Origin of the sequence: Halostella sp. PRR32 (genome assembly GCF_034808085.1) — an archaeon.
Lineage (GTDB): Archaea > Halobacteriota > Halobacteria > Halobacteriales > Natronoarchaeaceae > Halostella > Halostella pelagica.
The window spans coordinates 1-23,889 of record NZ_JAXHGL010000009.1 but is presented as its reverse complement, the minus strand read 5'-3'; the positions used below and the strand labels follow the sequence as shown (position 1 = coordinate 23,889).

Sequence of the window (23,889 nt, the reverse complement as noted above, 5' to 3'; positions counted from 1 at the left end):
TCTCTGGGCGGTGGATCCGCCGGGCAGATGGAGGACCGGCTCCGACATCTGGCGCGTGACCGAGTCTTTCAACCGCTTCTTCCACACGCCTCGGAGACGATACTCGACGCGCTCTCCGACCGCCTCCTCGAATACGACGAACTCCGTACCGTCGCGGTCGAAGCGGGAACGTACTACCCGTTCGGCGAGTCCGAGGAACTGGAACTGACCCGCCCCGACACCGACGAACCGCCCCAGGGAAAGATCGCTGACCGCATCGGCACCTTCACTCTCCGGCAACCGTACGTCTGCGAGCTACCGAACTGCCGTCTGCTGGGCGCGTACCCCGTTCCCATCACTGAGCAAGGCAAGATCCCGGTCGAAGCGGTCGTCCGACCCGCGGTTCTCGTCCGGAACCTCCTCTGTTCCGGGGCCGACCTCGTGACGAATCCGGGGTCGGCCGTCGAGGGCGTGCAGACCGACGAGTCGATCGGGACTGCCTGTCTGCTGTACAACTACTGGAGCAGCGGATATTTTCACTGGACCTTCGAATCGCTCATCCGCCTCCAGGGCGTCGAACAGTATCGGGAGGCGACCGGCCGCGACGTGACGCTGGTCCTCGGTTCCGACCCGCCGGAGTGGCAGCGACAGACGCTCGAACTCCTCGGCTACGACGAGGACGACTGGGTCACGTGGTCGACTCCGGACGTCCGGGTCGACAGGCTCGTCGTTCCGACGGTTCGCCGCGAGACGGTCCTCTCGCCGGCGGCCGTCGAGTGGCTTCACGACCGCGTCCGCGAGCGCGTGCTGTCCGACGCCGTTTCCCCCTCCCCGGACGACTACCCGGACCGGATATACGTCTCTCGCGACGACGCCGACCGCCGCCGCGTCGACAACGAGGACGAGGTGATGTCGCTTCTCGAAGACCACGGGTTCTCTCGGTTCGTCCTCTCGGACCTCTCCGTCCCCGAGCAGGCGGCGCTGTTTAGCGGTGCCGACGTGATCGTCGCTCCACACGGCGCGAACCTTACGAACATGACCTACGCGGACGACGCCACCGTCGTCGAACTGTTCCGCGACGGCGACGTTCGCGGGCAGTACTTCCAACTCGCCGAGATACTTGACTTCGAATACCGCTTCCACGTCGCTGAGCCGGTCGGTCCGGACATGCTCGTCGACCTCGACGACTTGCGTCGCTCGCTCGACGAGATAGCGGTGTCGTCCCGGTAAAGAGCGGGTTCTCGTACAAAGTGTCCGTCTTCGGGGCGAACCCTCATCCCGCCTCTACCGAAGTTCACCGCTCGGATGGGACGAACCGCCAGATGAAGGGCAACGTGATCCCGAGTGCGTCCTCGATGAGTTCGAGCGGCAGTTTGTCCTCCGGCTGGAGACAGCCCGTGACCGAGACGAGACCGACCGAGACGATGCCGATCACGGCAGGCACCAGCGGAAGCGTGACGTACGTGAGCGAAACGACCGTCGACGCGGCTATCGCCGCGGGGAGGATGGTCAGCGGGAGGACGAGAAACGTCCGCTGTACCCACTTCGAGAACGGCGATATCCCGAACAGCCCCCGCAACACCACGTACTGAACGACGTTGAGCAGGGTGTACGACGCGGCCGAGGCGATCGCGGCACCCAGGAACCCGTACATCGGGATCAACAGGAGGTTGAGGACGATGTTGAGCGTGAACGCGAAGACGTTCGCGAGCAGGATGTAGTTCGTGTATCCGAGGGCGGAGAGCGTATCCAGACTGCGGCCGTACGCCGCCTGGACGAAAAACCCGGACGACAGGATTATAAGCGCCAGCGACGCCTGCGCGTACTCCTCGCCGAACACGAGCGTCAGCATATCGCTGGGAAACGCCACGAACGTCACGAACAGCGGAAACGTGACGATGAATATCCACTTGGTCGTAACCTTGTAGATCTCGTTTATCTCCTGGGTCTTGTCGTCGACGTCGAGCCTGGACGCAAGCGGCAGGTAGAGGAACCCGAACGACGCGAGGATAACCGGAAGGCCGTTCGCGAGCGGGTACGCCGCGCTGTACAGCGCTACCTGATGGGACGATCGGAAAAACCCCAGCATGACCGTGTCCGCCTTCGTCAGCAACAGCGTCAGGAGCGTAGAGAGAACCAGCGGTGCCGAGAAGGTCAGCATCTCTCGCGTGTGCGTTCTGAACGGACCGAACAGCGGGAACAGCCGGTCCAACAGGTAGTGGGCGGCGATGAGCGCGCCGATGGCCGCGGCGAGATACGCGTAGCCCGCGGCGACGATGCCGTACCCGGCGTACAGCAACCCGACGACGAGGAGGATCCGCATGCCGCGATAGATAATATCGTACGAGTAGGTCCGATAGATCGTGTTCTCGAGTCCCCGGATCGCTCCGACCGTCACCTTCAGTCCGACGACGAACGGGATCGCGGCCACGAAGACGAGCAGGAGTCCGCGCGACCTCGCCTGGTCGAACAGGAGCTGGTGCGTCTCGTCGAGGAAGACGACGAGCGCGGCCGTGAGCAAGAGAGCGAGCGTGATCGCGATGACGAGGCCGGTGATCCACACGCCGCGAACGTCGCGGTCGTCCTCGAAGCGGGACACGTATCGTGCGATCCCCTGGTCGAGTCCGACCAGTCCGACCGTCACGCTGATGCTCATAACCGCGATCCCGAGGCTGACCTCGCCGTACGCGTCTGTCGTCAGCACTCTGGCGATGGCGATGCGTTCGACGAGCTTCGACACCGACCCCAGAACGCTCCCGAAAAACACCAGCGTCGCGCTCGACAACAGTGACGAAAGGTCACTCTCCTCGACGGACATCGTCATCAGTCGGTGTAGCCGAACTGTTTCCCACGACGAGACTATACGCACGCCCGGACGAACGACACTGACCGTCGGAGGGCTCCATTTATCGACTACAGCGCCTCGCCGGGTTTCGTTATACTGTACCTACCGCAGCCGTCGACGCGACGGGATAACGGGCACCCGAGTCGGAGGCGACTGCACCGCCAATGGACGACAGACGGCCTGCTCTGGAGCGCGTAGCGGGACGCATCAGTAGGGGGTCGAGAGCCGGTGACAGAGGATGGAGGCGGGGTTGCGTCAGCGGGGGAGGAGAGAACCGGTGGTAGAGGGTGGAGGGTGGGTCGCGTCAGCGAGGGGGTTGACCGCGTAGCTGAGTTAGACCGTGTAGACCGTTTCTACACGCTTTCGACGAGGTCGCAGACCGCATCCGGCTCCGCGACGATGAACGCTTCGTCCTTGATCATCTCCTCGTCGTTCGGGAGGAACATGAGCTGTTCCCCTTCGGCGTTCCGCGCTTCGACCATCTCCCAGTTGTCGAGTTCGTACCCGAGGTCGTCCTCGAGGTCCGGGTCTTCCGCCTTCTGTGCCCACTCCGACCGCGTGGGGTGCGTTTTTTCGGTGTAGCTCATTGTGGTCCCGTTACTGTTCCCCCTCGAAGTCGACCGAGGCGTTCCCGTCGATGTAGAAGGTCTTCACTGACCCGTCGAAGGCGTAGCTGTCTTTCTTGCCGGGTTCGACGATACCGGACGCGGTTCCGCTCTCGACGGTGTCCCCGTCGTCGATCGTCGCGCCGTTGGCCGTCGATTTTTCGATCGTACCGGTCATGGAGAACTGGTAGGTGGCCTCGGCGTCGCCGGCGTCGACGGTGATCGTGTTCGGGAGCGACGATCCGGTCGCTCCGAGTTCGGCGGGATCGACTTCCTCGCCGTCCACGATGACCGTCGCGTCGCTGTCGATGTCGAACGACGTGATGTCGCCCGAGAACGCGAAGCTGTCGATGCCGCCCCAGACGTACCCGCTCGCGGAGCTACCGTCGATCTGGTCGCCGCCGGAGGAGTTGATCCCCCACTGGTCGTCGGACGGCGCGAGTTCACCGCTGACGGAGAACTCGTAGTTGGCCTTGCCGGAGTCGCCGTAGATGATGAGAGAGCGCTCCGGGTTCGACGCGCCGTCGTCCGATCCGCTCGAACCGAGGTCGTCGGGGGTGACTTCCTTGCCGTCGAGGACGAGCGTCGCGTCGTTGTCGATGGTGAACGACGTGACTCCGCCTTCGAACTGGTAGCTGTCGATGCCGCCCCAGACGTATCCGCTCGCGGTAGTGCCGTCTACCGCGTCGCTGTCGTCGACCGTCGCGTTGTTCGCCGTCGTTTGTTCGAGGTTGCTCTCGACGGAGAACTCGTAGTTAGCCTCGCCGGCGTCGCCGACGATCGTCAGCGTGTGCTGGTCGGCGTTCGTCGAGTCGCCGTCGTCAGAGGAGGAGTCGTCCTCCGTGCCGAGGCTGTCCGCGCTGACGTTCTCTCCGTTGAGCGTGATCGTCGCGTCGTTGTCGATGGTGAACGACGACACGTCGCCTTCGAACCCGTAGCTGTCCTTGCCGCCCCAGACGGATCCGCTCGCGGTGCTCCCGTCGATGAGGTCGTCATCGTCGGTCGTCGCTCCGTTCGCAGTGAGCTTCTGGAGGTCGTCGCTACTGACGGCGAACTCGTAGTTGGCCTCGCCCGAGTCACCGTAGATCGTCAGGACGTTTCCTGGAAAGGGTTCACTATCGTCTCCGGAGGGTGTGTCCTCGTATTCGCCGCTGGTCGTGTTCTCGATGTTCGGGGCCGGACAGGAGTCCCCGTTGGTGATGTTGCTAGTGTCGGCGCTCGAACTCTGGAGGTCGACCGCTTGACCGCTGACGTTGATGTTCGTATCGGCGATCTCGCAGTTGTTCGCGTCGAGGATCTGCACGCCAGTCCGGTTCGAACCCTTCTGCTGAATGCAGGAGTTTCGAACTTCGGACCCGTCGCCGCCCATTAGCTGCACTGCGGCACCGCCGTTCGCGTTTCCGGTGACCTGCACGTTCTCCATCCGCGTCCAGTGCGGTTCGGGGGGCGTATCCTGGTCTTTCCGCCACGGGATGTTGCCGGGACGGTCCCGGCGGATCGCGGGGGTGCCGTCCACGTCACACCGCACGCGCGTGTTCTTGATAAGGAGGCTCCGGCCCTGCGGGCCGTGTTCGATGACGGACTGGAGGAGCGGCGACGACTTCGCCCACACGTCGCAGTTCCGGACTTCCGCGCCGGCGGGGATCCGCCAGTCGCTCGTCTGCGACATCTTTGCCTGCTCGACGATGATACCGCGCGGGTTGAAACTGCCCGTCGAGATGGGACGCGGGCCGGTGTAGTTGTCCACGTCGGTGACTATCTCGCAGTTCTCGACGTAGCTACCGTCACCGCTGATCCGAACGCCGCAGACGTTGTTGTTCTCGAAGTAACTGTCCTCGACCTGGACCTTCATCTTCGTCCTGCTCGCGTAGATGCCGTTGTTACCGAACTCTCTGAAGTCGAGGTTCTGACATTTAAGTGTACCCTGACCGACAGCACCCCAGATCCCGACGCGGCCGTTGCCGCCCTTGTATTTCCCGATCCGGGAACCCTTTTTCGCAGTGATGTTCCGGATGACTCCGACGCCGTCCGCGTTTCGGACGCCGGCGAGGAACGCGTACGCCGTTCGAGATCCGCTGTGCATCCCGCGTCCGAGTATCTCCATGTCTTCGATGTGGAACCGGTTGTCCACGACGAAGCGAATACTACACGTCGTGTTGTCCGCGCGCAGGTCGATGTCGATGCCCTCGACGAGCAGGTTGTCGCTGCTGCCTCGGAGTCCGGTGTCGAGTAAGGGGTTGTTAAACCCGTTCGGCGGACGGAACTTCACGTCGCCTTCGCCGACGAAGCCGACTCGGTCCGGCATGTCGTACGCACCGCCGAACTGGTAGGTCCCCTCGGGGAAGCGAACGAGCGTTCCGGACTGGACCTTGTTTGCGAGCGTTCCCTCGACGTTCCCGTTTCCGTTGGGGTCGAGACCGAGGTCGTCGACGGCGTCGACGACGCGGTCGAATTCGATCCCGTGGAGCGTCTCGGCGGCCGCACCGGTGCCGGCGGCGGCAGTGGCCGCGCCAGCCGTTACGGCAGCCGCGCCCGTCAGCTTCAGATACGATCTCCGGTCGATAAGGGAGTCATTCTCCTCCGCAACGTCAGCTTTCTCCTCGCGAACGTCGTCATGGTCCTTTGCCATATCAGGGCAGGCGAACCTTACTTAAATAATGATTTTCACCCCATACCCCCCATTAGGTGGTAACTGATCCCTACTTACGTCGCGTATACATACCAGATAGTTACCAACCGTCGGTAAGATCCGATTACAACGGTAACGGAATATTACCTCCGCGGTCCGGACGCTGATCTCTGTTGTAAGACCTATCTAACGCTCTGCTCGTGTCGGTAATACCATCCAAACCGACGCGTATGAGGAGTAAATAGCACCTTACGGGGAACAAACCAGCGCTTACGAAGCGGTTTGCAGCAACGAGTGAACGGAACTCTGCCGGGAGTGGATCAGATCCAGTCGCCACCGAAAGCCAACACGCCTACTCGCACGACGGCTGGTCGATCAGTGAGAAACCCGTTTCAGTTGTTACTAGCGGACAGAAGTACAACAGTTCGACGCAGGAACGGAACGAACAGCGCAACCAGACCTACTCTCGAAACATTCCGATGAGGGTTCGTCCCTCCTGCGTCTCGGGAAGTCTGACCATCTGGAGATGCTGCTCGCGCAGCATCGGCTGACGCAGGCGCAGGTCGAACGTTTCGCTCTGCGAGGGGTCGACTTCCGTCGCTTTCAACTCCGGTTCGTTCGTCACCTCGACGGAGTTCAACAGCAGCAAGCGGTTCGAGTCCACGAGGATCGGAAACTGCGACGTGGTGACGGCACCGCCGTCTATCAGGAGATTGGTCGAGTTTACGAGGCGGATGCCGTATCTGTTCGCTCCCGTCTGCTCGATGCTGCAGTTCTGTATGACCGAGTTGGAGCTCTCGACGAGATACACTGCTGCTCCCCCGCGGGCGCTGCCGGTGATGGCGGTGTTTTCGAGCGCTATCCAGTGTGGCGTGGGCGGGACGCGCTGGTTCTGCTTCCAGGGAATGCTTCCCGGTCGGCTGCGCAGAACCGCGGGCGACCCGTCGACGTCCATTCGGATCTCGGTGTCTCTCACTGTCAGCGTCCGGCCCTGGGGACCAAGGTTCACGGCCGCCTGACAGCGGGGCGTCTTCTTGATGTGGATCTCGCAGTCGCGGATCTCCGCCCCGGGGGGTTTCGGACCGACGTTGCCCTGTTCGACGATAACCGCCCTCGTGTTGAACCCGGTCTCGAACCCGCCTCTCGGCCCCGTGTACTCGTCCATGTCGACCTCGATAGTCGACCTCGTCGCGTAACTTCCTTTGCCGCTTATCCGGATCGCGCACACGTTGTTGTTGCGGAAGTAGCTCTCGACCACGCGGACGTCACCCTTGCAACGACTACAGTAGAGCGCGTTGTTGCCGAACTCCTCGAAGTGGCAGTCCTCGATCCACAGCGTCCCAGCGTGGCTGTTCGTGGTCCAGACGCCGACGCGGCCGTTTCCGCCCTTGTAGTTCCCGATGATGGACCCTTTTTTCGCGGTGACGTTCCGGATGATCCCCTCCCCGTTCTCGTCCATTATCCCGACGCCGAACCCGTCGATGACGCTGGTGTCGTCGTGGTTCCCGCGGCCGACGTACTCGACGTCCTGTACGTGAAACGCGTCGCACATCATCCGAAGCCCGACGGTACACTGGTCGGCCGTGATGTCGATGTCGATACCTTCTATCAGTACCTCGCCGACCTGATCGAAGTCGAACAGCAGCCGGTTCGTCTCGGCCGGAATAGCGAACGTAACGTCGCCGTCACCGACTATTCCGATCCGGTCCAGATCCTGAAATCGACTGAACTCGTCCAACCGGTAGGTCCCTTCCGGAAACTCCAGCAGGTGGCCGTCGGACGCGGCCGAACGGAGCTGTTCGTCGCACGCGTCTTCGCCCGTCGGGTCGCAGTCGGCGTCGTCCACCATGTCGACGACGGTGTCGAACGCCGCTCTGTCGACTGCGCGTCGGTCCTCGTCCATCGGTGCGGTTTCGAGGTCCTCACGTTCCGCGTTCTCGGCTCTCTGGGGGCTAACACTGTCGGTCGTTCGTGTATTGCCATCGTCTTCCGTCTCGCTCCGGTCCGGACTATTGCAACCGGCTGCGGCTACGAGCCCGACCCCGCCCAGAGCCTGGAGGTATCGCCGTCGATTCACGTGTGTTCTCCTAGGTGAACGAACAGCCGTTTGTTTGTTATACGTCTACTATCCTGGCCACGCATTGGTAAGGTCACCTTACTCCCCGCTATCGCCGGTGACTGTTGAACTTGGACTGACCGGCGCTATCTCGTACCCGTGCGAGCGCCTCGAAGTAATGGTCGAGTTCCCGGTCACGTTCGGCTAACACCGTCTCCAGCTCGGACCGCGACGCCGACACGGGAAACGTGACCGCGATCTTCACGTCGTCCGCTTCGATACCGACCGCCACCTGGTCTTCGGACCCGTTGGTGTACCAGTCGATCTGAATATCGTTCGGGTCGATTCCGCTCATCGTCGTCCCTCTCCCGGTTCGTTCATTTGACTGTCACGCTCTTTGCGAGGTTCCGCGGTTTGTCTATCGCTCTGCCGAGGTGATCTGCGACGTGATACGCGACGAGCTGGAGCTGGACGTTCGCCAGTATCGCTGCAACTTCCGCCGTCGCGTCCGGGTAGGTCAACGCCTCGTCTGCGGTCTCTATCGCCGCGTCGTGTTCCTCGCTGGCGATAGCGATCACGGGTGCGCCGCGAGCCTGCACCTGTTGGACGTTGCTCAGCGTCTGTTCGTCGTGGCTGCCGGTGAAGACGGCGAAGACGGGCGTTTCGGGGGTGACGAGCGCGAGCGGGCCGTGTTTGAGTTCGCCCGCTGCGAACCCCTCGGCGTGCTCGTACGTGATCTCTTTGAACTTCAGCGCCCCTTCGAGCGCGACGGGGTGAGCGATATCCCGGCCGATGAAGAAGTACGACTGCTCGTCGAGATAGGCCGTCGCTATTTCCTCGGCCCGACTCTCGTCTATGACGCGCCGGACGTCGCGGTCCAGCGATTCGAGCGATTCGAGAAGTTCGCTGACGCCGTCGCTCGCCAGACCCGTCCTGTCTCGGATGATACGCTCCCCGAGCAACGCGAGCGACGCTATCTGCGAGGAGAACGTTTTCGTGGCCGCGACGCCGATTTCGGGGCCAGCGCGGATGAACAACGAGTCGTCGGCCTCGCGGGCGGCCGTGCTGCCGACGACGTTCGTGACGGCGAGCGTCCGAGCGCCCCGCGAGTGAGCGGACCGGAGTGAGCTAAGCGTGTCCGCCGTTTCGCCGCTCTGAGTGACCCCGACGACGAGCGTGTCGCTCTTGACCGGTGCCGGACTCGTCGCGTACTCCCCCGCTCTGAACGCCTGTGCCCGAACTCCCCTGCTCGCGAGGAACTGGGTCGCGTACAGCGCGGCGTGGTAGGAGGTCCCGCAGGCGACGAACTGCACGTCGGTGACGCCGGCGAACGCGCCGGGCGCGAAGTCGTCGAACGTCACCTCGTCGCCGTTTGTCACCCGCCCCTGAAGCGTCTGCGCCAGGGCCGTCGGCTGCTCGTGGATCTCCTTCAACATGTAATGGTCGTAGCCGCCCTTTTCGGCGTCTTCAGCCACCCAGTCGACGGTCTCCGGGGGCCGTTCTACCGGCGCGCCCTCACTGTCGGTGATCCGGTGGTCCCCGTCCTCGATGACGGCGACGTCTCCGTCCTCCAGATAGATGACGCGGTCGGTGAACTCGAGGAACGCGGGGGCGTCGCTCGCGAGGAACCGTTCGTTCTCGTCCAGTCCCATCACGAGCGGTGATCCGCTTCGCGTAGCGTACACGGATTCGGTTCCTTCGACTACGACCGCAACCGCGTAGCTTCCCTCAACCTTGTCGATGGCCTGTCTGAACGCCGACTCGGGGGAGAGCCCCTCGTCGCGGTACTCCTCGATCAGATGGGGGACGACTTCGGTGTCCGTGTCGCTCTCGAAGCCGTGTCCGCGGTGTTCGAGTTCGCTACGCAGTTCGGCGTGGTTCTCGATGACCCCGTTGTGGACGACCGCAACTTCTCCGGTGCAGTCCGTGTGGGGATGAGCGTTCGAATCCGTGGGCGGTCCGTGCGTACTCCAGCGAGTGTGGCCGATTCCGACGCCGCCTCCGCCGGATATCTCGGCCCGTATCTGCTGTTTTAGCTGTGATATCTCGCCCTGGCGTTTGCACACCTCGATCCCGCAGCCGTTTTTCACCGCGACGCCGGCCGAGTCGTAGCCGCGGTACTCCAGGTTCTCTAGTCCGACAAGCAGTTCGTCGACTGTCTCGTCTGCCCCGACGTGGGCCGTGATTCCACACATTGTTCACTGTCGTTCGGAGGTAGTCGTCGTTTCCCGAGCGAAACGCGACTCCCGTTGATGCATTGTTTCAGTCATATCGTCTCTCCGTGTGATCCAGACGGCTTCGAAAGCCGGAATGACACGTGGTAACACGAGATTGCCGTGCTGCGACCTTTGTTATTGACGTATTGTACCGGATTCAGACGGGGCTTAGCGATCGTAGGTAGTCGCTTCAGCGGAAAAGAGCGGGTGCGCGGGCAACGGCCTCGGCACGAGTCGGGATTTACTACGCTTCGGAGTACTGGTCGTGGGCTAGCGCGCAGACGGCGAACGCGACGATGACGAGAGCAACGACTAAGCTAGACATCCAGGCGAACGGATACAGGCCGAGTTCTCCGACGCCGAACAGGAGTCCCCCGGTGGCGGCGATGCTGAGATAGTAGTAGGGCCAGGGATGACTCGTCTCCTCGTCGGTGTCGAGATACTCGTTTAGCAGGCCCGCGTTCTTTCCCAGTTCGATCCGTCCGCGGTTGCGGTTGAAATCGACGATGTCCGCGTCGTCCATCTTCGGCAGATGACACTGGTACAGCCCGACGTACACCCGTTTTCGCTCGCCGGACGTCAGTTCACGTCTCGGTTTGTCGTTTTCTTTCGCGGCGACGTGTTCGGCCAGGTCTCCCAAGGCGACGGGACCCTCGTGTTCGTCGAAATGCTTCAGCACGAACCGTCGCCGTTCGTTTTTCAGCACCTCGAACATGACATCTAACGACAGGTCCGACTCCGATTCCTCCTCGGGCGGTTCTTGCGTTACCTCAGTCTCCTCTACTGTCTCCTCTTCCTCTGGCGTGACAGTGTCTTGAGAGACGCTCACCTTACTCGAACCCATTCTCCATCCACCTCGCTTCTCTCCGAGTCATTTGTAAGCAGTTCGCCCCGGCTGCTGCGTTCCCCAATGCGTGACATGCGTGTGCAATATTCCGTTTTTTGCTCGTCTGTTCCCCACCACCCTTTCGGGCGATTCGTACGTTCGCTCGCGTTTGTAGCACTCCATACGATGATACCACGTTGTATAAAGTTAACTAATATATAATTATACATGTAAGATGAGTGGGTGATCGGTCAGGTACTACCTGTGATAACGGTAGGTTACACTTGCGCTCGTGTAGCATTCCATTCTGGGTATTTCCGGGGACAGCAGAGATGAATACGGGCGCTCACCTGTTGAAATCTCTCAATTCCAGGCTACAACGAGGCATGCTACTACAGTCTCAGCTGAAACGGTTCACATGCCGGTCGCAGAGCCGTCGTGCGACCCCGTGCGTTGACTTTCCGTGACTACAATAGCCGTCTCCACTATGTCGTTCTAAGAAACGCCGAATGATCCGCGCTGGTGACGGCTGACTGCCGGTCGCGCCCCCTCGCGCGGCCGGCTATCGATTCACAGCGTCGGTCCCCCGGCCGACGGTGTGACGGTTGTCGCGCATCGCGTCCACGGATACCCCCCAACCCCGTCGTTCTGAGGTCCGTCACCAGCGTAGATACCTACAGCCCTAAAACGAATAAAACGACGTTACTGTTCTGTCGTGTTTCATGTCGGAACGTTCGGTTAAGTGCGGATTTCTCCCTTATGAGCTGTCGACCCGGTACACCTCTTGCCCGTCGACGAACGCGTGCGAAATAGTGGGCCTCGGATCGGTATCGACGAGTAGTAGGTCGGCACGGGCCCCGGGAACGATGCGGCCTCTGTCGTTTAATCCGACGGCATCGGCGGGCGCACTCGTTGCGCGCGCTACCCGTTCGGGGAGCGGTTCGTCAGTATCGACGAACACCGCTTCGAGGAGCGACTTGGGATGGTAGTCGCTGCAGAGCACGTCGAGAACACCGTTCTCGGCGGCGGCTCTCGCGTCGAGGTTACCCCACAGGCTCCCGCCTCTCACCAGATTCGGTGCTCCCATCGCCGTCACCAGGCCCAGTTCGGTCGCTCGTTCTGCGGCGGCCATCGTCACCGGGAACTCGCTTATCGCCACACTGTGCCGAGACATTCGGTCTACCGTGGCCGGACAGTCGTCGTCGTGAGAGGCAACCGGTATTCCGGCGTCGGCGGCACGCTTCGTGAGCCGGCCCGTCCGCTCGCGCAGTACCGACTCGTCGCAGTCACGGTGGTCCGCAAACGACTGCACGTTCCAGTCGCCGCTTCCGTCCGCGTACCGTCGCTCGAACTCGTCGACGTCGTCGAACTGCCCGTCTCCGGGCACGTGGTTCATCAGCGAGACGAGCGACACGCCGTCGTCTGCGATCGCGTCCGTGACTGCGTCGACGCAGTCAGGGTCGCTTACCTCACACCGCGCGTGGAAGTGGTGTCGTCCCAGAAGAGACTCGGCTGCTGCTATCTCCTGATGCAGTTCGCGCGCGAGGTGAAGCGACCGGTTCTCAGTGGGTGTCTCCTCGAACGCAACAGCGTGAAACTTCGTCGTGATGCCGGCTGAAAGGTTCGCTCTGTCACACGTTTCGAGGGCCGCGGACGTCGGCACGCGTGCCTCGGACCGGGGGAACACGTGCCGTTCGATGTCGTCGCCGTGGAGGTCGACCAGCCCCGGAAGGAGATATTTCCCATCGGCGTCGACCCGCTTCGATGCCTCGACCTGCGGGTCGTCCGGAGAGATAGCGGCGATACGGTTCCCCTCGACGACGAGACAGCCGCGTTCGACGGCTGTGGGTGTCACTATCCGCGCGTTTTCGACGATAGTGCGCGTCATTAGACGGTTCGATCCTCCGTGATGCGCCCACGGTCGAGAATAGCCCCTGTGTGCGTTAGTTGTTCGATGCTGGTCATGCGACTGAGTCGGTTGGCGTAGAGAACAGTCGGTTCCTGCATAGTTATGTCCTCACTATATTATCTCGGGCGGCCGTAGCGCCACGCCCGCCCAGGTCGCGACGAGAACGAGGGCGATACCGGGTCCGACTTCCCCCAGTCCCGCCGGGCCGGCAGCCATCGCAACCCGAAGGTCGTGCAGTGCATCCGCGACGTATACGACCGCTGCCACCCAACCGAGCGTCGTCGCAACGCGTACCTTCCCCGTCACTCGCCCGAGCAGGTAATACCCCCAGTACCCCCCGACAGCGGCGACTATCTTGACGAGTATCATCACCTCGAGACCGGCCGTTCCGATGACGGCCCGGAGAACCGGATTCAGTTCTCTCGCCGCTCCACCGACGTACGCGTACGTGAGTGCGGAACTAACGAGACACCCCGCGAGCGCCGCCCAGTACGCCGCGCCGAAGGTCCGTCGACTGGCCGGTTCGACAGTCCCGCATCCGACCCGCGTAATCTGGTTCTCCATCCGGTTTGTCGGTTACTCTACCCTGTTCCCCGTCTTAAGTAAACGTTCGATACGACGCTACTGCGTTCGATAGGAAGTTGTTACTCGGACGAAACTCCACGACGGCGACGCTAACTGTCGGTTCTCTCTCCTTCGCGAAAAACACGGGCGAAGATCGTGTAAACAGTTCGTACTGTACGGTAACGTGACTATACTTATCCCCACCGCAGTCCCTGTCATTCCCCGATGGCAAACGATTCGGGTTCACCCACCGTGATGTGTTCGGAGGAGAGTGACGTTTCGAACGTACTCGACACGACCTTCGAACTCCTCGCTAGAGAACGGCGTCGGACGGTCCTTTACTGTCTCCGCGCCTCGGACGGACAGCTCTCCCTTTCGGAACTCGTCGACCGCGTCGCGGAGCGTGAAGCGGCCGAATCAGCGCCCGACGACGACCAACAGGAGACCGCGATCTCCCTCAGCCAGGTGCATCTCCCGAAACTCGCAGACGCCGGCGTTATCGAATACGACCGTCAGGAGCAACTGGTCGAACACGAGGGCGATCCGTTTGTCGAGACGTTTCTCGATCGGGCCGACAAAATAGAGAGATAGTGTTGCCGCTACTTCCCGCTTCAATTTCCTAATGTTTTTCTTCATGCAGAACTTCCATCGTAGTTAGCGATGGAACCGAGATCACCTACGTTTCGAAACTGGGAACAGAGGGAGGGTGTTTGACCGCCGTTATGACCGGATCACAGTTCTCTGAGGCGAACGATGACGTAACCTACGATCCCGAAGCAAACGCCTACTACGCACAACACGAGTGGTCGAGCGACGATTCGGTAAGCGTGACGCTGGTCACGGTACTCGCCGATATCATGGACGCGGATCCCATGTCGATCGACCCGCTCAGTACACACGTGAACCCTGATGCTCTCGACTCGCTGTTCGACACACAGGGGGGAGACAGTACCCCGGTGTCCGGCCGTCTCGAACTTCCTATCGACGGCTACCACGTCACCATTTACGCGGACGGCGAGATCGTCGTTCGTCCGTAACCCGTTCGAAACGACCCGGACTGAGACAACTGTTCTGCAGTTCTCTATTCCTTCCACCGAACATATTCGGAGTAATTTTCACCTCATAGTTAAGTATTTTAACTAGTCTCGGACGGCGTAGCTCGTTCCGTTACCTCCAGAAACGCGTCTCTGCGGTGAACTGAACCGAGGTTTCTGTAAGTTCGATCACCACCGCTCTCACGGCTTGTCCTCGGAGACCACGGATACAGACCACTCCGTACGGCTATAATACTCGAAACTATATATTTACATTACTATGTTCGTAAGTCACTGCTGACACTCGCAGCCGCCTCGTTCGATGAGGGCACCGACCTCGTGGTGTCGACCACACGCTTCACAGGTGACGTTTACGTCTACGAACACGTCGAACTCGTCAAGCGCGAGAACCTCTGCGTCGCGAAGTTGGGAGAGCGTTCCGTCCGTTACCGCTGCCGTCCGGTTCTGCAGGGCAAACACGGTGTTAGTCGCCGACTCTATCCTCTCCTCGTCGTCGCGGTTTTGCTCGTAAGCGGTGTCGAGACACTCCGTCAGGTGGGTGTGGATGGACTGATGAGAGACGAAATCGTCCTGGACCGCCTCGACGTCGACCGAGGCGCGTTCGAGGCGTTTTCTGGCCTCGACACGGACGCCCTCGCTCGTCTCGTCGCCAACGAGGAGGTTGTAGAAGTTCTCGACCTCGCCGTCAAGTACCTCCATGTCGGCCCGGTGCATCGCCGCCCGTAGGAGCTGTTGATTCACGTACTGTTCGAGGTCTCGAAGACTGTCCTCCCCCCACCGTTCCGCGAGTTCCTCGTGTAACTCCGAGACGTCGTATTGGTCTATCACCCGGCCGACCTTGCAGTTGCAGTCGACCGTAACTGCGTCTGTTGTACTCATTACTCGTACTAACGAATCTAGTTCGTTTAAACCTTACTTCCGGACGATACTACTCCAGGCGAACTCGGGCGTCGGGGTGCTGGTCGGCGTCCTCCGCTATCGGACCGTCACGACGCTTCTCTTCGAGTTGCGCTTTCGCCTCTTCGCGGTCGAGTCCGCCGACGGTAGCGACGATGTCGAGGAGTAGGTTCTCCGGGACACCTCTTCCCGCACCGCCCTGGCCGATCGATACGTCTGTCTCTGTGAGCACTTCGACGAAGTCGACGATATCGTCAGCCCCGCCCAGGCGGTCGTGCCACTCGGCCGGGTAGTTGCTCACTCTCCCATCGCCGAGATCGTACACGGTCTCCTCGCCGATCCACGTCTCGCTGTTTCGGCGCTTCTCCTCGATCCGGTCGAGCATGACATCGCTGTTCAGTTGACTGAGTCCTTCCCGGTCGAGCGCGTTCGCGTACGCCTCGACGACGTCCCACGGGACGCCCGGACCGTCAGTCGAGTGGTACCGCTCGATGAGAGAGAGGAACTCGTCGGCTAGCAACGAATCTCCGCGGTGGCCGAACTCCTCTATGATGTGGTCGTGTAGTTCCACCATCACTGGATTGAACGATCGCGACGGCAATAAACAACAGTCCATATCAGTCCGTCGGCGCGGGCCGACGCGTGTCACGCATCTCGTCGAGTTTCGCCATCACCGGGTTCGCCAGCACTCCGTGGAGTACCGCCGAGAACAGCACAGTCGCCGCGACAATGGCCCAGATCTCCTCGTGGGCACCGAAACGGGCGTTGTTCAGACCGTACGCGAGATAGTAGAACGAACCGATCCCGCGGATGCCGAAAAACGAGATCACGGACCGTTCGCTCCACGACGCTGCCGACCCGAGCATCCCGATCAGCCCCGCCAACGGTCGGACCGCCAGAACGAGTAGCACCGCTACTATCGCGCCCGTTCTCGAAAGCGGAGCGAGAAGCCCGCTCACCAGTGCACCCCCGAACAGGATGAGGACGGCGGACATCAGCAGGCGTTCGACGACCACGGCGAAATCGTGGAGCGTCTCGTGGTAATCGTGTGTCCATTCGTAATGACGCAGTACGAGCGCCGTGACAAACACGGCGATGAACCCGTACCCCTGTATGATCTCGGTCAACCCGTAGGACAGAAGCGTTGCGGCGAGCGCTTCCGCACCTTCCATCACGCGCGCGAGCCTCGTCGTACTCGGCGCTCCGAAGACGAACCACGCCACGACTTTGCCGATGACGTACCCGGCGATCACGCCCACGACGATCTTGTAGACGACGTAAAAGGCCAACCACTCGCCGACCCAACTGACAGCGAACAGACCCGGTGCCGTCGCAGCCAGGATAGCAGCGTACGTAAACGGGAACGCGAGACCGTCGTTGAGCCCCGCCTCCGAGGTGAGTGCGAATCTGACCCGCCCTTCCTGTCGCTCGGGGTCTATCTCCTCGTCCTGGTCCGCTTGCGGCTCGCCGACCTGCACGTCCGCCGCCATCACCGGGTCCGTCGGCGCGATGACGGCACCGAACAGTATGGCTAACGCCGGGAGCATTCCGAGGACCCACCAGCCGATGACCATCGTCATCGCGATCGTGATGACCATCGTTATCCCGAGCAGACGCCAGGTCGACGCCCAGGCCCGCCAGTCGAACGGTCGGTCGAGTTTCAGCCCTGCACCCATCAGTGCAATGATGACGACCAGTTCGGTCAGCCGTTCCGTTAGTTCCGCGTTGCCGACGGGGTCGATGGGAGGCAGCCCGATAGGGATCGAGAACACGAGCGCGCCGAATCCTATGTAGAGTAAGGGAAACGAGAGCGGTTTGTCCGAAACCATCTTCGGCAGGACTACCGCTCCGAGGATGGCGATGCTGACGATCACCAGCCCGACGTGATACAGATCGACGTGAAACTCGACCATGTAGACGGTGATACGACAGAGAAAAACTTGAATACCGGCGTCGCATGCTGGCGCTCCGCAACAGACGGCGCGGTAGACGACCGCCCCGGTATCAGTGCCGACCGCCGGTCTGCCGTCCGCGGTTTTGCCCGCGCTCGCCCGTCGATCCGACGTGGTGCTGGGCGAGGCCTCGTTCCGTCGTTCCTTCGCCGTGGCGCTCCGTCGGCTGCTGGCCGTGCTGCTCGGAGCGCTGTTGACTACCCTGTTGTCTGGACTGCTGATACTGCTCTGTGCCCCGCCCGCGACCCGTCTGCTCGTTACGATCTGTCCCTCTCGTCCGTTCCGACTGTCGTCCCTGACCGTATCGCTTGTCCCGTCGACTGGTACCTCGTCCGCCGCGCTCGAAGCCCGTCTGCTGGTCGCTCCGTGTCTGCCGGCGTCCCTGTTGGCTCTGCTGTCCGCCGCGTTGCTGGCTCCGGTGTTGCTGTCCGCGCCGCTGTTGTCGGCGGTGCTGCTGGTTCCTGCCTTCGGTGCCGCCGCCTCGCTGGCTTCCCCGTTGGCTCTGCGGGTTCTGTCCCTGGTTTCGGTTCCCGTACTGGTCTCGCTGTTGCGTCCGTCGCTGCTGATCCCCCTGCTGTCCGCTTCGTCCCTGACCGCTCTGTCGGTACTCGCCGATACCTTCGGACCCTTCGTGTTGATGATGCGTCATGGTCGAACAACGCTACTCCCTGATTCGGATTAAACCGATTCCACTGTTCGAACTGTTTCGCGGTCTACCACCGATGATATCCGTCTAAATCCGGCGTTTCGCGCGTTTGAACCCGACACACAGCGGATACGGAGTTGCTATCCCCGCTCGCTGGGCGCTGTCGACCCCGACCACGCCGACTAAGCCCGAATTACCGCTTGACGCGGCGACGGTTCCGCCGGTCTACCCGCGTTCCTTTGCGTTCGCTTCCGTCCCCGTATCCATGTTCGACCTCTCCGAATCGCGGACGGCGATCCGGCGGACGAGCGACCACGTCGAGACGGCGTAAAAACGCATCGCGGAGTACCGCGACGAACGAGCGCGAGACGAGTCCGACGACGGGGAGTGAGCCCGGCATCGACAGATCCGGGCGACTGAGGCGGGGTCTACGACAACTCCTCGCGTCCGCGTTTATGTAGATCGGCGTTGCAGGTCCGATCATGGGCGACGATACAGAGAACGGCAACGGCGAAACCGGGGACGACGCTGACGAGGAACAGGACGTGAACCAGTACGGCGGGGGCGACCAGGACATCGACGCGGTCGAGCAGACGGAACGCCGCGAGGACGATGTCGAGACGGAGGAGGATTCCGAAGAGGAGGAACCCAAGGAGGGCGGAGACGAGTCCGCCGAGTAACCCGTACGGTTTCGTAGCTCCGCGTCGTTCTCTTCATCCATGGGAACGTCCGGAACCTCGCCCGTCGACTGGAACGCCCTGCCGGAGTTCACGCTCGAAAACGACCCCGACGCCGACCGGAGCGACGCGCCGGACCACGTCCGGGCGGCAGCGTATTCGAATCGCCTGTTCGATGCGTCGTTCGAGGCAGGCGACAGCGGCAAGTACGTCTACCTCGCGGACGTCGAGGAATCCTTTTTCGACGAGATGGAAGCCGAACGTGACCTCGAACCGGTCGACGAGACGTACGCCTCGTTCAGAGACGACCCCGATGTGATCGCGCTCGAACGGTTCGAGCAGTTGCCCGACGAGTTCGCCGTCGACGTCGAGCGAACGCGGGAAGCCGCTCACGGCGACGGCAGTAGCGACGCCCGGTCCTCGTGACCTTGTCCGGGCGGCCGCCCCTAGACCCATCCGGTGCGGCGTCGAACCTCCACACATGGCTTCGATCCCGCCCCTGCTCGACGTTCGCGACGACCTGCGACGCGCGCGACAGACGGCCGACGCGGACGTGAACGACGACATCGCGTCCGTGATCGAGCGTCTTGAGGAGTTGCCCGAACGGGAGTCCGGCACGCAGGACAGTCTCATCGACGAGATCGACAACGAACTGCTTCGCCTCGAGGAGCAACTCGGCGGCGACGCCGAGCGCCACGTCGCCGCCGCTCGCAACCGTATTCAGATATACCGTCACTCGCTCGGCGAGTCGAGCGAACACCTGTTAGTTCTCGATACAACGTTCCAGTCCGGCGAGTCCGGTCCCGGTGCGGTGCCAGCGGGCGTCAGGAACGAGGAGGGAACCGTCGAGGCGACCGTCCTGAACGAGGCCGACCCTCGCGATGTGATCCCGGTCGTGACGTTCTACAGCGGCGACGAGGAACTGAAGGAGGTGACCGGGGCCCCGACCGAGTTTGGCGAGGACGACCAGCGGACGGTCGAGGTGACGGCGATGGTCCCCGAGCACACGGACCGCTACACCGTCACCGTCGTCGACGCCGACGACGCGCCGACGTCCGCGTAGCGGGCAAAGACTCTACTCCGTAGCCGTCGAACGACAGAGCGGTGAACACGCATGGAAACCTGTCCCGTTTGCGGGCGAGACGTCGAGGTGAACAACCCGTCCGAGACCGACTACGAGGACGAGACGTTCGCTCCCGCACAGGTCGAACACGGGGGCGAAACGTACCGCTTCTGTAGCGAGGACTGCAAGGATCGCTTCGAGGCGTCGCCCGGAGAGTACGCATGAACGGGTTCGAAGAGAAGTTCGCGGACGCTCTCGACGACGTCCCCGACGAACACGACGACCGCGACCGTTTCGTCGGCGGACACGGGTCGTTCGACGCTGACGTGATGCTCGTCGGGGAGGCTCCCGGAGCGGACGAAGTCGCACAGGGCGAACCGTTCGTCGGGCAGGCAGGCAAGCAACTCGACCGCATTCTGGACGACCTGAACGTCGACCGCGAGGACCTGTACATCACGAACCTGGTGAAGATCCGTCCCCCGGAGAACCGCGACCCGTACCGGGACGAGATCGACGCCTGGTGGCCGGTTCTCGACGCCGAAATCGACCGGGTTGACCCGGACGTGATCGTTCCGCTCGGCTCGTTCGCCGCGCAGGAAATCGTCGACACCGACGAAACGATCACCGACCTCCGGGGCGAGACAGTCGAACTCGACGGGAGAGTCGTCCGACCCACGTTCCATCCCGCCGCTGCGCTGTACGACCGGGACAAACTGCCCACCATCACCGAGGATCTCCGCCAGGCGCTGATAGAGAGCGAGGGGTAACGATACGTTACTCGCGTGGAATCGCGTCCTTATACACGTTTCGCGGGCTCTCGCGTTCTCCGTAGCGGCCGCCCTTCGTCCGCTGTAGCACCTGATTTCGACCCGTCTCCGTCGAAGCACGTCGTTATCGGTCGTGAATCGACAGAAACGACCGCGGCGGTTTATTTCCGTCTCAGGCGTAGCGCCGCCCGCCTTCGAGGGTGATATCAATGTCGCAACAACCGCTGCCGCAGACAGGCGCACAGACCGGACAGATGACAGGGACGATGGGCCAGCAGGGACAACAAGGGGTACAGGCCCAACTCGTCCAGCAGACGGGTCAGAACTTCGAGGCTGACCTGACGGGCGAACTCCGGACGGCGCTCGAGGATTTCGAGACGGTGACTGACGTCACCCAGTGGTGCGTCGACAAGATGATCGAGAAAGGCCCGCAGATGGCCACGTGTATTCGGGTCTGCCAGGACATCGGGGAACTGGCCGACCTGAACGCCCGGATGATCGCTCGTGACTCTATCTACGGACTGGAGGCAGCGATGCTGTTCGCCTCCGTCGCCGAGGACGGCCTTCAGGAGATCAAACGCCACCAGAACCCCCACTGCCAGGAAACTGTCGCCGTGGTCAACCGCGCACTGGACAGCACGTATCAGCTGCTCGAATCGTTCGGGCAACCGCAGCTCATCCAACAGGTCGAGCAACAACTGCACCAGGCACACGAGCAGTTCGAACAGATGCAGGTGCAGCCACCGTCGGCGCAGGGCATGCAGGGCGGCGAAATGGGCCAGCCGATAGGGCAACAGGGACAGATGGGTCAGCAGCCACAACAACAGATGAGTCGGCAGCCCCCGCAGCAGATGGGACAGCAGGGCGGGCAGATGCAACAGCCCCAGCAGTGGTGAAAGCCGAACCGCCGTAACCGTCCGTCATTCGACCGTATCCGCCTCTTTTTTCGGCCTTCAGCCGCGACCCATGCTACCGGTCGACACTGCCAAGGACGATGTCAAGACTCCCAAGCGCGGCGACCAAGTCGGCTACGTACTCGCCTTCGGCCATCTCCGGAAGCGCGTGTAGGTTGTGGTAGTCGGGGCTTCGGATCTTGAACCGGGCCGGTTTGGCCGTCCCATCGCTTCGCATGTAGATGCCGAGTTCGCCTTTCGAGGCCTCGACAGTCTTGTACGTCTCTTTCCCGTCCGGAGGCTTGAGCGTCCGCGGGACGTTGCTCTGGATGGTGCGTTCGTCCTCCGGCCAGTCCTCCAGCAGGTCGGCGCACTGCTCGATGATACGCGCGGACTCCTCGACCTCTTCGAGGCGGGCGAGGGTCCGGGCGTAGTTGTCGCCCGCGTCTCGCGTGACGACGTTCCAGTCGAGTTCGGGGTAGTAGCCGTAGGGGTCGTCCCGCCTGATGTCGTAGTCGATCCCGGACGCCCGGGCGACCGGGCCGGTACAGCCGTACTGCTTGGCGACTTCGGGATCGATTATCCCCACGTTTACCGTCCGCTCTTGCAGGATCTCGTTGCCGGAGATGAGGTCGTGGAGTTCCTCTAACCGTCCCGGCAGGCCGTCGAGGTAGTTCCGCACCTTCTCGATCCAGTCCTCGCGGGGTTCCGGCAGGTCCCAGGCGACGCCGCCGACGCGGAAGTAGTTCGGCATCATCCGCGCGCCGGCGAGGTCCTCGCAGATGTCGAACACACGGTCGCGTTCCATCATCGAGTACATGAAAATGGCCGTGAAGTCGCCGTAAATGTCGAGACAGAACGTGCCGACGGCGAGCATGTGCCCGAGGATACGTCCGAACTCCGAGGTCATCGTCCGGAGCACCTTCGCGTACTCCGGCACCTCGATGTCCGCGAGGTCCTCTACGGCACGCGCGTACGCGTGTTCGTTCGGATAGTGCGAGGAGTAGTCCCAGCGGTCGGGGTATGGCATGATCTCGTGGCGGTAGTGGCCGTTCTGGGCCATCTGCTCCTCGCAGCGGTGAAGGTAGCCGACGTCGGGGTCGACGTCGACCACCTGCTCGCCGTCGAGTACGGTTTTCAGGTGAAGGACGCCGTGGGTCGCGGGATGATGCGGTCCGATGTTCAGCATCATCGTGTCGGACTCCCTGTTCCGATGATCCTCAGCCAGCGGGTTCTTGTGCTCTTCGAGGGTGACGACCTGCGGTTGTTCCTTGTCATAGTCCTTCGAGAGCGGGTGACCGACCCAGGTCTCGGGCAGGAGTATCCGGCGGAGGTCGGGATGGCCCTCGAACTCGGTCCCGACGAGGTCGTAGGCTTCCCGCTCGTGCCAGTCGGCCGTCCGGTACACCGGTTCCGCCGACTCGTGTACCGGTTCGTCCCGCGGCGTCGGCACGATAACGCCGACTTCCTGCGTCGGGTCGTCGTACTTCCGGAGATGGTAGATGGACTCGTAGCGGTCCTCGTACTCCTGTGCGGTGAGACAGGAGAGGTGGTCGAACCCCGCTTCTCGCTTGAGCAGTGTCAGCACTTCCTGGACCTCGTCCGGTCGTATCTCGAACGCCTCGGCGTTGCTGTGGGTCTCCCGGCCCACCGCGCGGTCGCCGAGCAGATCCTCGACGGCGTCGTAGTCGACGGCTGACTCCGCTGGCCGGAGTTCCTGTTCGGACTCTTTAGGCGTGCTCATGGCGTGTTACCCTCCACCCAGTTGTACTGCATGACGAGCGTCTCCTCGTCGATCCGGTCGGACAGTTCCTCGACCACGTCGTCCCGTTTCAGGTCGCCGAACCGTTCGAGTTCGTACGGCTTGACGACGACTGGCGCGCTCTCGCCGTTGGCGACGCGCTCCTGTAACTTCGCGACGCCGTAGATGAGCGCCTCCGGCCGCGGCGGACAGCCCGGTACCTGAATGTCGACCGGAATGACCTCCTCCGCGCCCTTCACGACGTTGTACCCTTTCTGGAACGGGCCGCCCGACGCCGTGCAGTTGCCCATGCCGACGACGAACTTCGGCTCCGGCATCTGGTCGTAGACGCGTTTCATTCGCGGCGCGAACTTCGAAACGATAGTTCCCGGAACGATGATCACGTCGGCCTGCCGCGGCGAGGCCCGGGGGACGCCCGCACCGAAGCGGTCCAGGTCGTGTTTCGTCGTGTAACTGTGCATCATCTCCAGGCTACAGCAGGCGATGCCGAACTGGAGCATGAACATCGACGACCCCCGCACCCAGTTCATGAACTTGTCGAACTTCGT

25 protein-coding genes are annotated in these 23,889 nt (G+C 62.1%); 11 read left to right on the top strand and 14 right to left on the bottom strand.

Annotation, left to right across the window (positions count from 1 at the left end; all coding sequences use genetic code 11):
• The first annotated feature begins 27 nt into the window (after positions 1 to 27).
• A complete protein-coding gene (locus tag SM753_RS19290) occupies positions 28 to 1,209 on the top strand; it encodes a glycosyltransferase family 61 protein (RefSeq protein WP_323192748.1) in 1,182 nt (393 codons plus the stop codon).
• 64 nt (positions 1,210 to 1,273) lie between these two features.
• On the opposite strand, the gene SM753_RS19285 is transcribed toward SM753_RS19290, so the two are convergent.
• The 9 genes from SM753_RS19285 to SM753_RS19245 all read right to left on the bottom strand — a co-directional run bounded on the left by SM753_RS19285 (position 1,274) and on the right by SM753_RS19245 (position 13,629).
• Entirely contained in the window at positions 1,274 to 2,797 is a 1,524-nt protein-coding gene (locus SM753_RS19285; RefSeq protein WP_323192747.1) for a flippase, read from the bottom strand.
• A gap of 380 nt (positions 2,798 to 3,177) precedes the next feature.
• Positions 3,178 to 3,411 (bottom strand): hypothetical protein, encoded by a 234-nt coding sequence (locus tag SM753_RS19280; protein WP_138799169.1) that lies wholly within the window; start codon positions 3,409 to 3,411, stop codon positions 3,178 to 3,180.
• Positions 3,412 to 3,421: 10 nt separating this feature from the next.
• Positions 3,422 to 6,058 (bottom strand): hypothetical protein, encoded by a 2,637-nt coding sequence (locus tag SM753_RS19275; RefSeq protein ID WP_323192746.1) that lies wholly within the window; start codon positions 6,056 to 6,058, stop codon positions 3,422 to 3,424.
• Between the two features lie 460 nt (positions 6,059 to 6,518).
• Entirely contained in the window at positions 6,519 to 8,135 is a 1,617-nt protein-coding gene (locus SM753_RS19270) for a right-handed parallel beta-helix repeat-containing protein (protein ID WP_323192745.1), read from the bottom strand.
• Between the two features lie 88 nt (positions 8,136 to 8,223).
• Complete coding sequence (locus SM753_RS19265) at positions 8,224 to 8,469, bottom strand: hypothetical protein (RefSeq protein WP_135536951.1); 246 nt, start codon at positions 8,467 to 8,469, stop codon at positions 8,224 to 8,226.
• Between the two features lie 22 nt (positions 8,470 to 8,491).
• Positions 8,492 to 10,309 carry a glutamine--fructose-6-phosphate transaminase (isomerizing) gene (gene glmS, locus SM753_RS19260; RefSeq protein WP_138799172.1) on the bottom strand — a complete coding sequence of 606 codons (1,818 nt, stop codon included), beginning with the start codon at positions 10,307 to 10,309 and terminating at the stop codon, positions 8,492 to 8,494.
• 265 nt (positions 10,310 to 10,574) lie between these two features.
• The gene (locus tag SM753_RS19255; RefSeq protein ID WP_323192744.1) at positions 10,575 to 11,174 is read right to left on the bottom strand and encodes a hypothetical protein; all 600 of its coding nucleotides are present in this window, start codon (positions 11,172 to 11,174) and stop codon (positions 10,575 to 10,577) included.
• Between the two features lie 739 nt (positions 11,175 to 11,913).
• Complete coding sequence (locus tag SM753_RS19250) at positions 11,914 to 13,044, bottom strand: alpha-D-ribose 1-methylphosphonate 5-triphosphate diphosphatase (RefSeq protein WP_323192743.1); 1,131 nt, start codon at positions 13,042 to 13,044, stop codon at positions 11,914 to 11,916.
• Positions 13,045 to 13,176: 132 nt separating this feature from the next.
• A complete protein-coding gene (locus SM753_RS19245; RefSeq protein ID WP_138799174.1) occupies positions 13,177 to 13,629 on the bottom strand; it encodes a hypothetical protein in 453 nt (150 codons plus the stop codon).
• Between the two features lie 225 nt (positions 13,630 to 13,854).
• Between SM753_RS19245 and SM753_RS19240 the strand changes: the two genes are divergently transcribed.
• Together SM753_RS19240 and SM753_RS19235 are read left to right on the top strand one after the other, a co-directional pair.
• Positions 13,855 to 14,220, top strand: coding sequence for a hypothetical protein (locus SM753_RS19240; RefSeq protein WP_323192742.1), 366 nt, complete (start codon positions 13,855 to 13,857; stop codon positions 14,218 to 14,220).
• Between the two features lie 131 nt (positions 14,221 to 14,351).
• A complete protein-coding gene (locus SM753_RS19235) occupies positions 14,352 to 14,666 on the top strand; it encodes a HalOD1 output domain-containing protein (RefSeq protein WP_323192741.1) in 315 nt (104 codons plus the stop codon).
• Positions 14,667 to 14,954: 288 nt separating this feature from the next.
• Here SM753_RS19235 and rdfA read toward each other — a convergent pair whose 3' ends face one another.
• Genes rdfA through SM753_RS19220 form a run of 3 tightly spaced genes read right to left on the bottom strand, consistent with a single transcriptional unit; the run spans position 14,955 to position 17,494 of the window.
• A complete protein-coding gene (gene rdfA, locus SM753_RS19230) occupies positions 14,955 to 15,563 on the bottom strand; it encodes a rod-determining factor RdfA (RefSeq protein ID WP_135536945.1) in 609 nt (202 codons plus the stop codon).
• 49 nt (positions 15,564 to 15,612) lie between these two features.
• Positions 15,613 to 16,155: a hypothetical protein gene (locus SM753_RS19225; RefSeq protein WP_323192740.1), complete on the bottom strand. Its 543-nt coding sequence runs from the start codon at positions 16,153 to 16,155 to the stop codon at positions 15,613 to 15,615.
• 43 nt (positions 16,156 to 16,198) lie between these two features.
• Entirely contained in the window at positions 16,199 to 17,494 is a 1,296-nt protein-coding gene (locus SM753_RS19220; protein ID WP_135536943.1) for a sodium:proton antiporter, read from the bottom strand.
• Between the two features lie 151 nt (positions 17,495 to 17,645).
• On the opposite strand from SM753_RS19220, the gene SM753_RS19215 reads away from it, so the two are divergent.
• From SM753_RS19215 to SM753_RS19180, 8 genes are all read left to right on the top strand, one after another.
• Positions 17,646 to 18,215 (top strand): hypothetical protein, encoded by a 570-nt coding sequence (locus SM753_RS19215; protein ID WP_323192739.1) that lies wholly within the window; start codon positions 17,646 to 17,648, stop codon positions 18,213 to 18,215.
• A 73-nt stretch (positions 18,216 to 18,288) separates the two neighbouring features.
• Positions 18,289 to 18,510: a hypothetical protein gene (locus tag SM753_RS19210; RefSeq protein ID WP_323192738.1), complete on the top strand. Its 222-nt coding sequence runs from the start codon at positions 18,289 to 18,291 to the stop codon at positions 18,508 to 18,510.
• A gap of 151 nt (positions 18,511 to 18,661) precedes the next feature.
• Entirely contained in the window at positions 18,662 to 18,859 is a 198-nt protein-coding gene (locus SM753_RS19205; protein WP_323192737.1) for a hypothetical protein, read from the top strand.
• A gap of 39 nt (positions 18,860 to 18,898) precedes the next feature.
• Positions 18,899 to 19,282, top strand: a complete 384-nt coding sequence (locus SM753_RS19200) for a hypothetical protein (protein WP_323192736.1) — start codon at positions 18,899 to 18,901, stop codon at positions 19,280 to 19,282.
• Between the two features lie 55 nt (positions 19,283 to 19,337).
• Positions 19,338 to 19,919, top strand: a complete 582-nt coding sequence (locus tag SM753_RS19195) for a hypothetical protein (protein WP_323192735.1) — start codon at positions 19,338 to 19,340, stop codon at positions 19,917 to 19,919.
• Positions 19,920 to 19,970: 51 nt separating this feature from the next.
• Positions 19,971 to 20,144, top strand: coding sequence for a YHS domain-containing protein (locus SM753_RS19190; RefSeq protein WP_138799180.1), 174 nt, complete (start codon positions 19,971 to 19,973; stop codon positions 20,142 to 20,144).
• On the top strand, positions 20,141 to 20,686 hold the full coding sequence (locus SM753_RS19185) for a uracil-DNA glycosylase (protein WP_323192734.1): 546 nt from the start codon (positions 20,141 to 20,143) through the stop codon (positions 20,684 to 20,686). Before SM753_RS19190 ends, SM753_RS19185 begins: the two co-directional genes overlap by 4 nt.
• Positions 20,687 to 20,895: 209 nt before the next feature.
• The gene (locus SM753_RS19180; protein ID WP_323192733.1) at positions 20,896 to 21,582 is read left to right on the top strand and encodes a hypothetical protein; all 687 of its coding nucleotides are present in this window, start codon (positions 20,896 to 20,898) and stop codon (positions 21,580 to 21,582) included.
• Positions 21,583 to 21,655: 73 nt separating this feature from the next.
• On the opposite strand, the gene SM753_RS19175 is transcribed toward SM753_RS19180, so the two are convergent.
• Complete coding sequence (locus SM753_RS19175; protein ID WP_323192732.1) at positions 21,656 to 23,323, bottom strand: NADH-quinone oxidoreductase subunit D; 1,668 nt, start codon at positions 23,321 to 23,323, stop codon at positions 21,656 to 21,658.
• On the bottom strand, positions 23,320 to 23,889 hold a 570-nt coding region (locus SM753_RS19170), incomplete at its 5' end, for an NADH-quinone oxidoreductase subunit B (protein WP_323192731.1). The genes SM753_RS19175 and SM753_RS19170, both read right to left, overlap by 4 nt.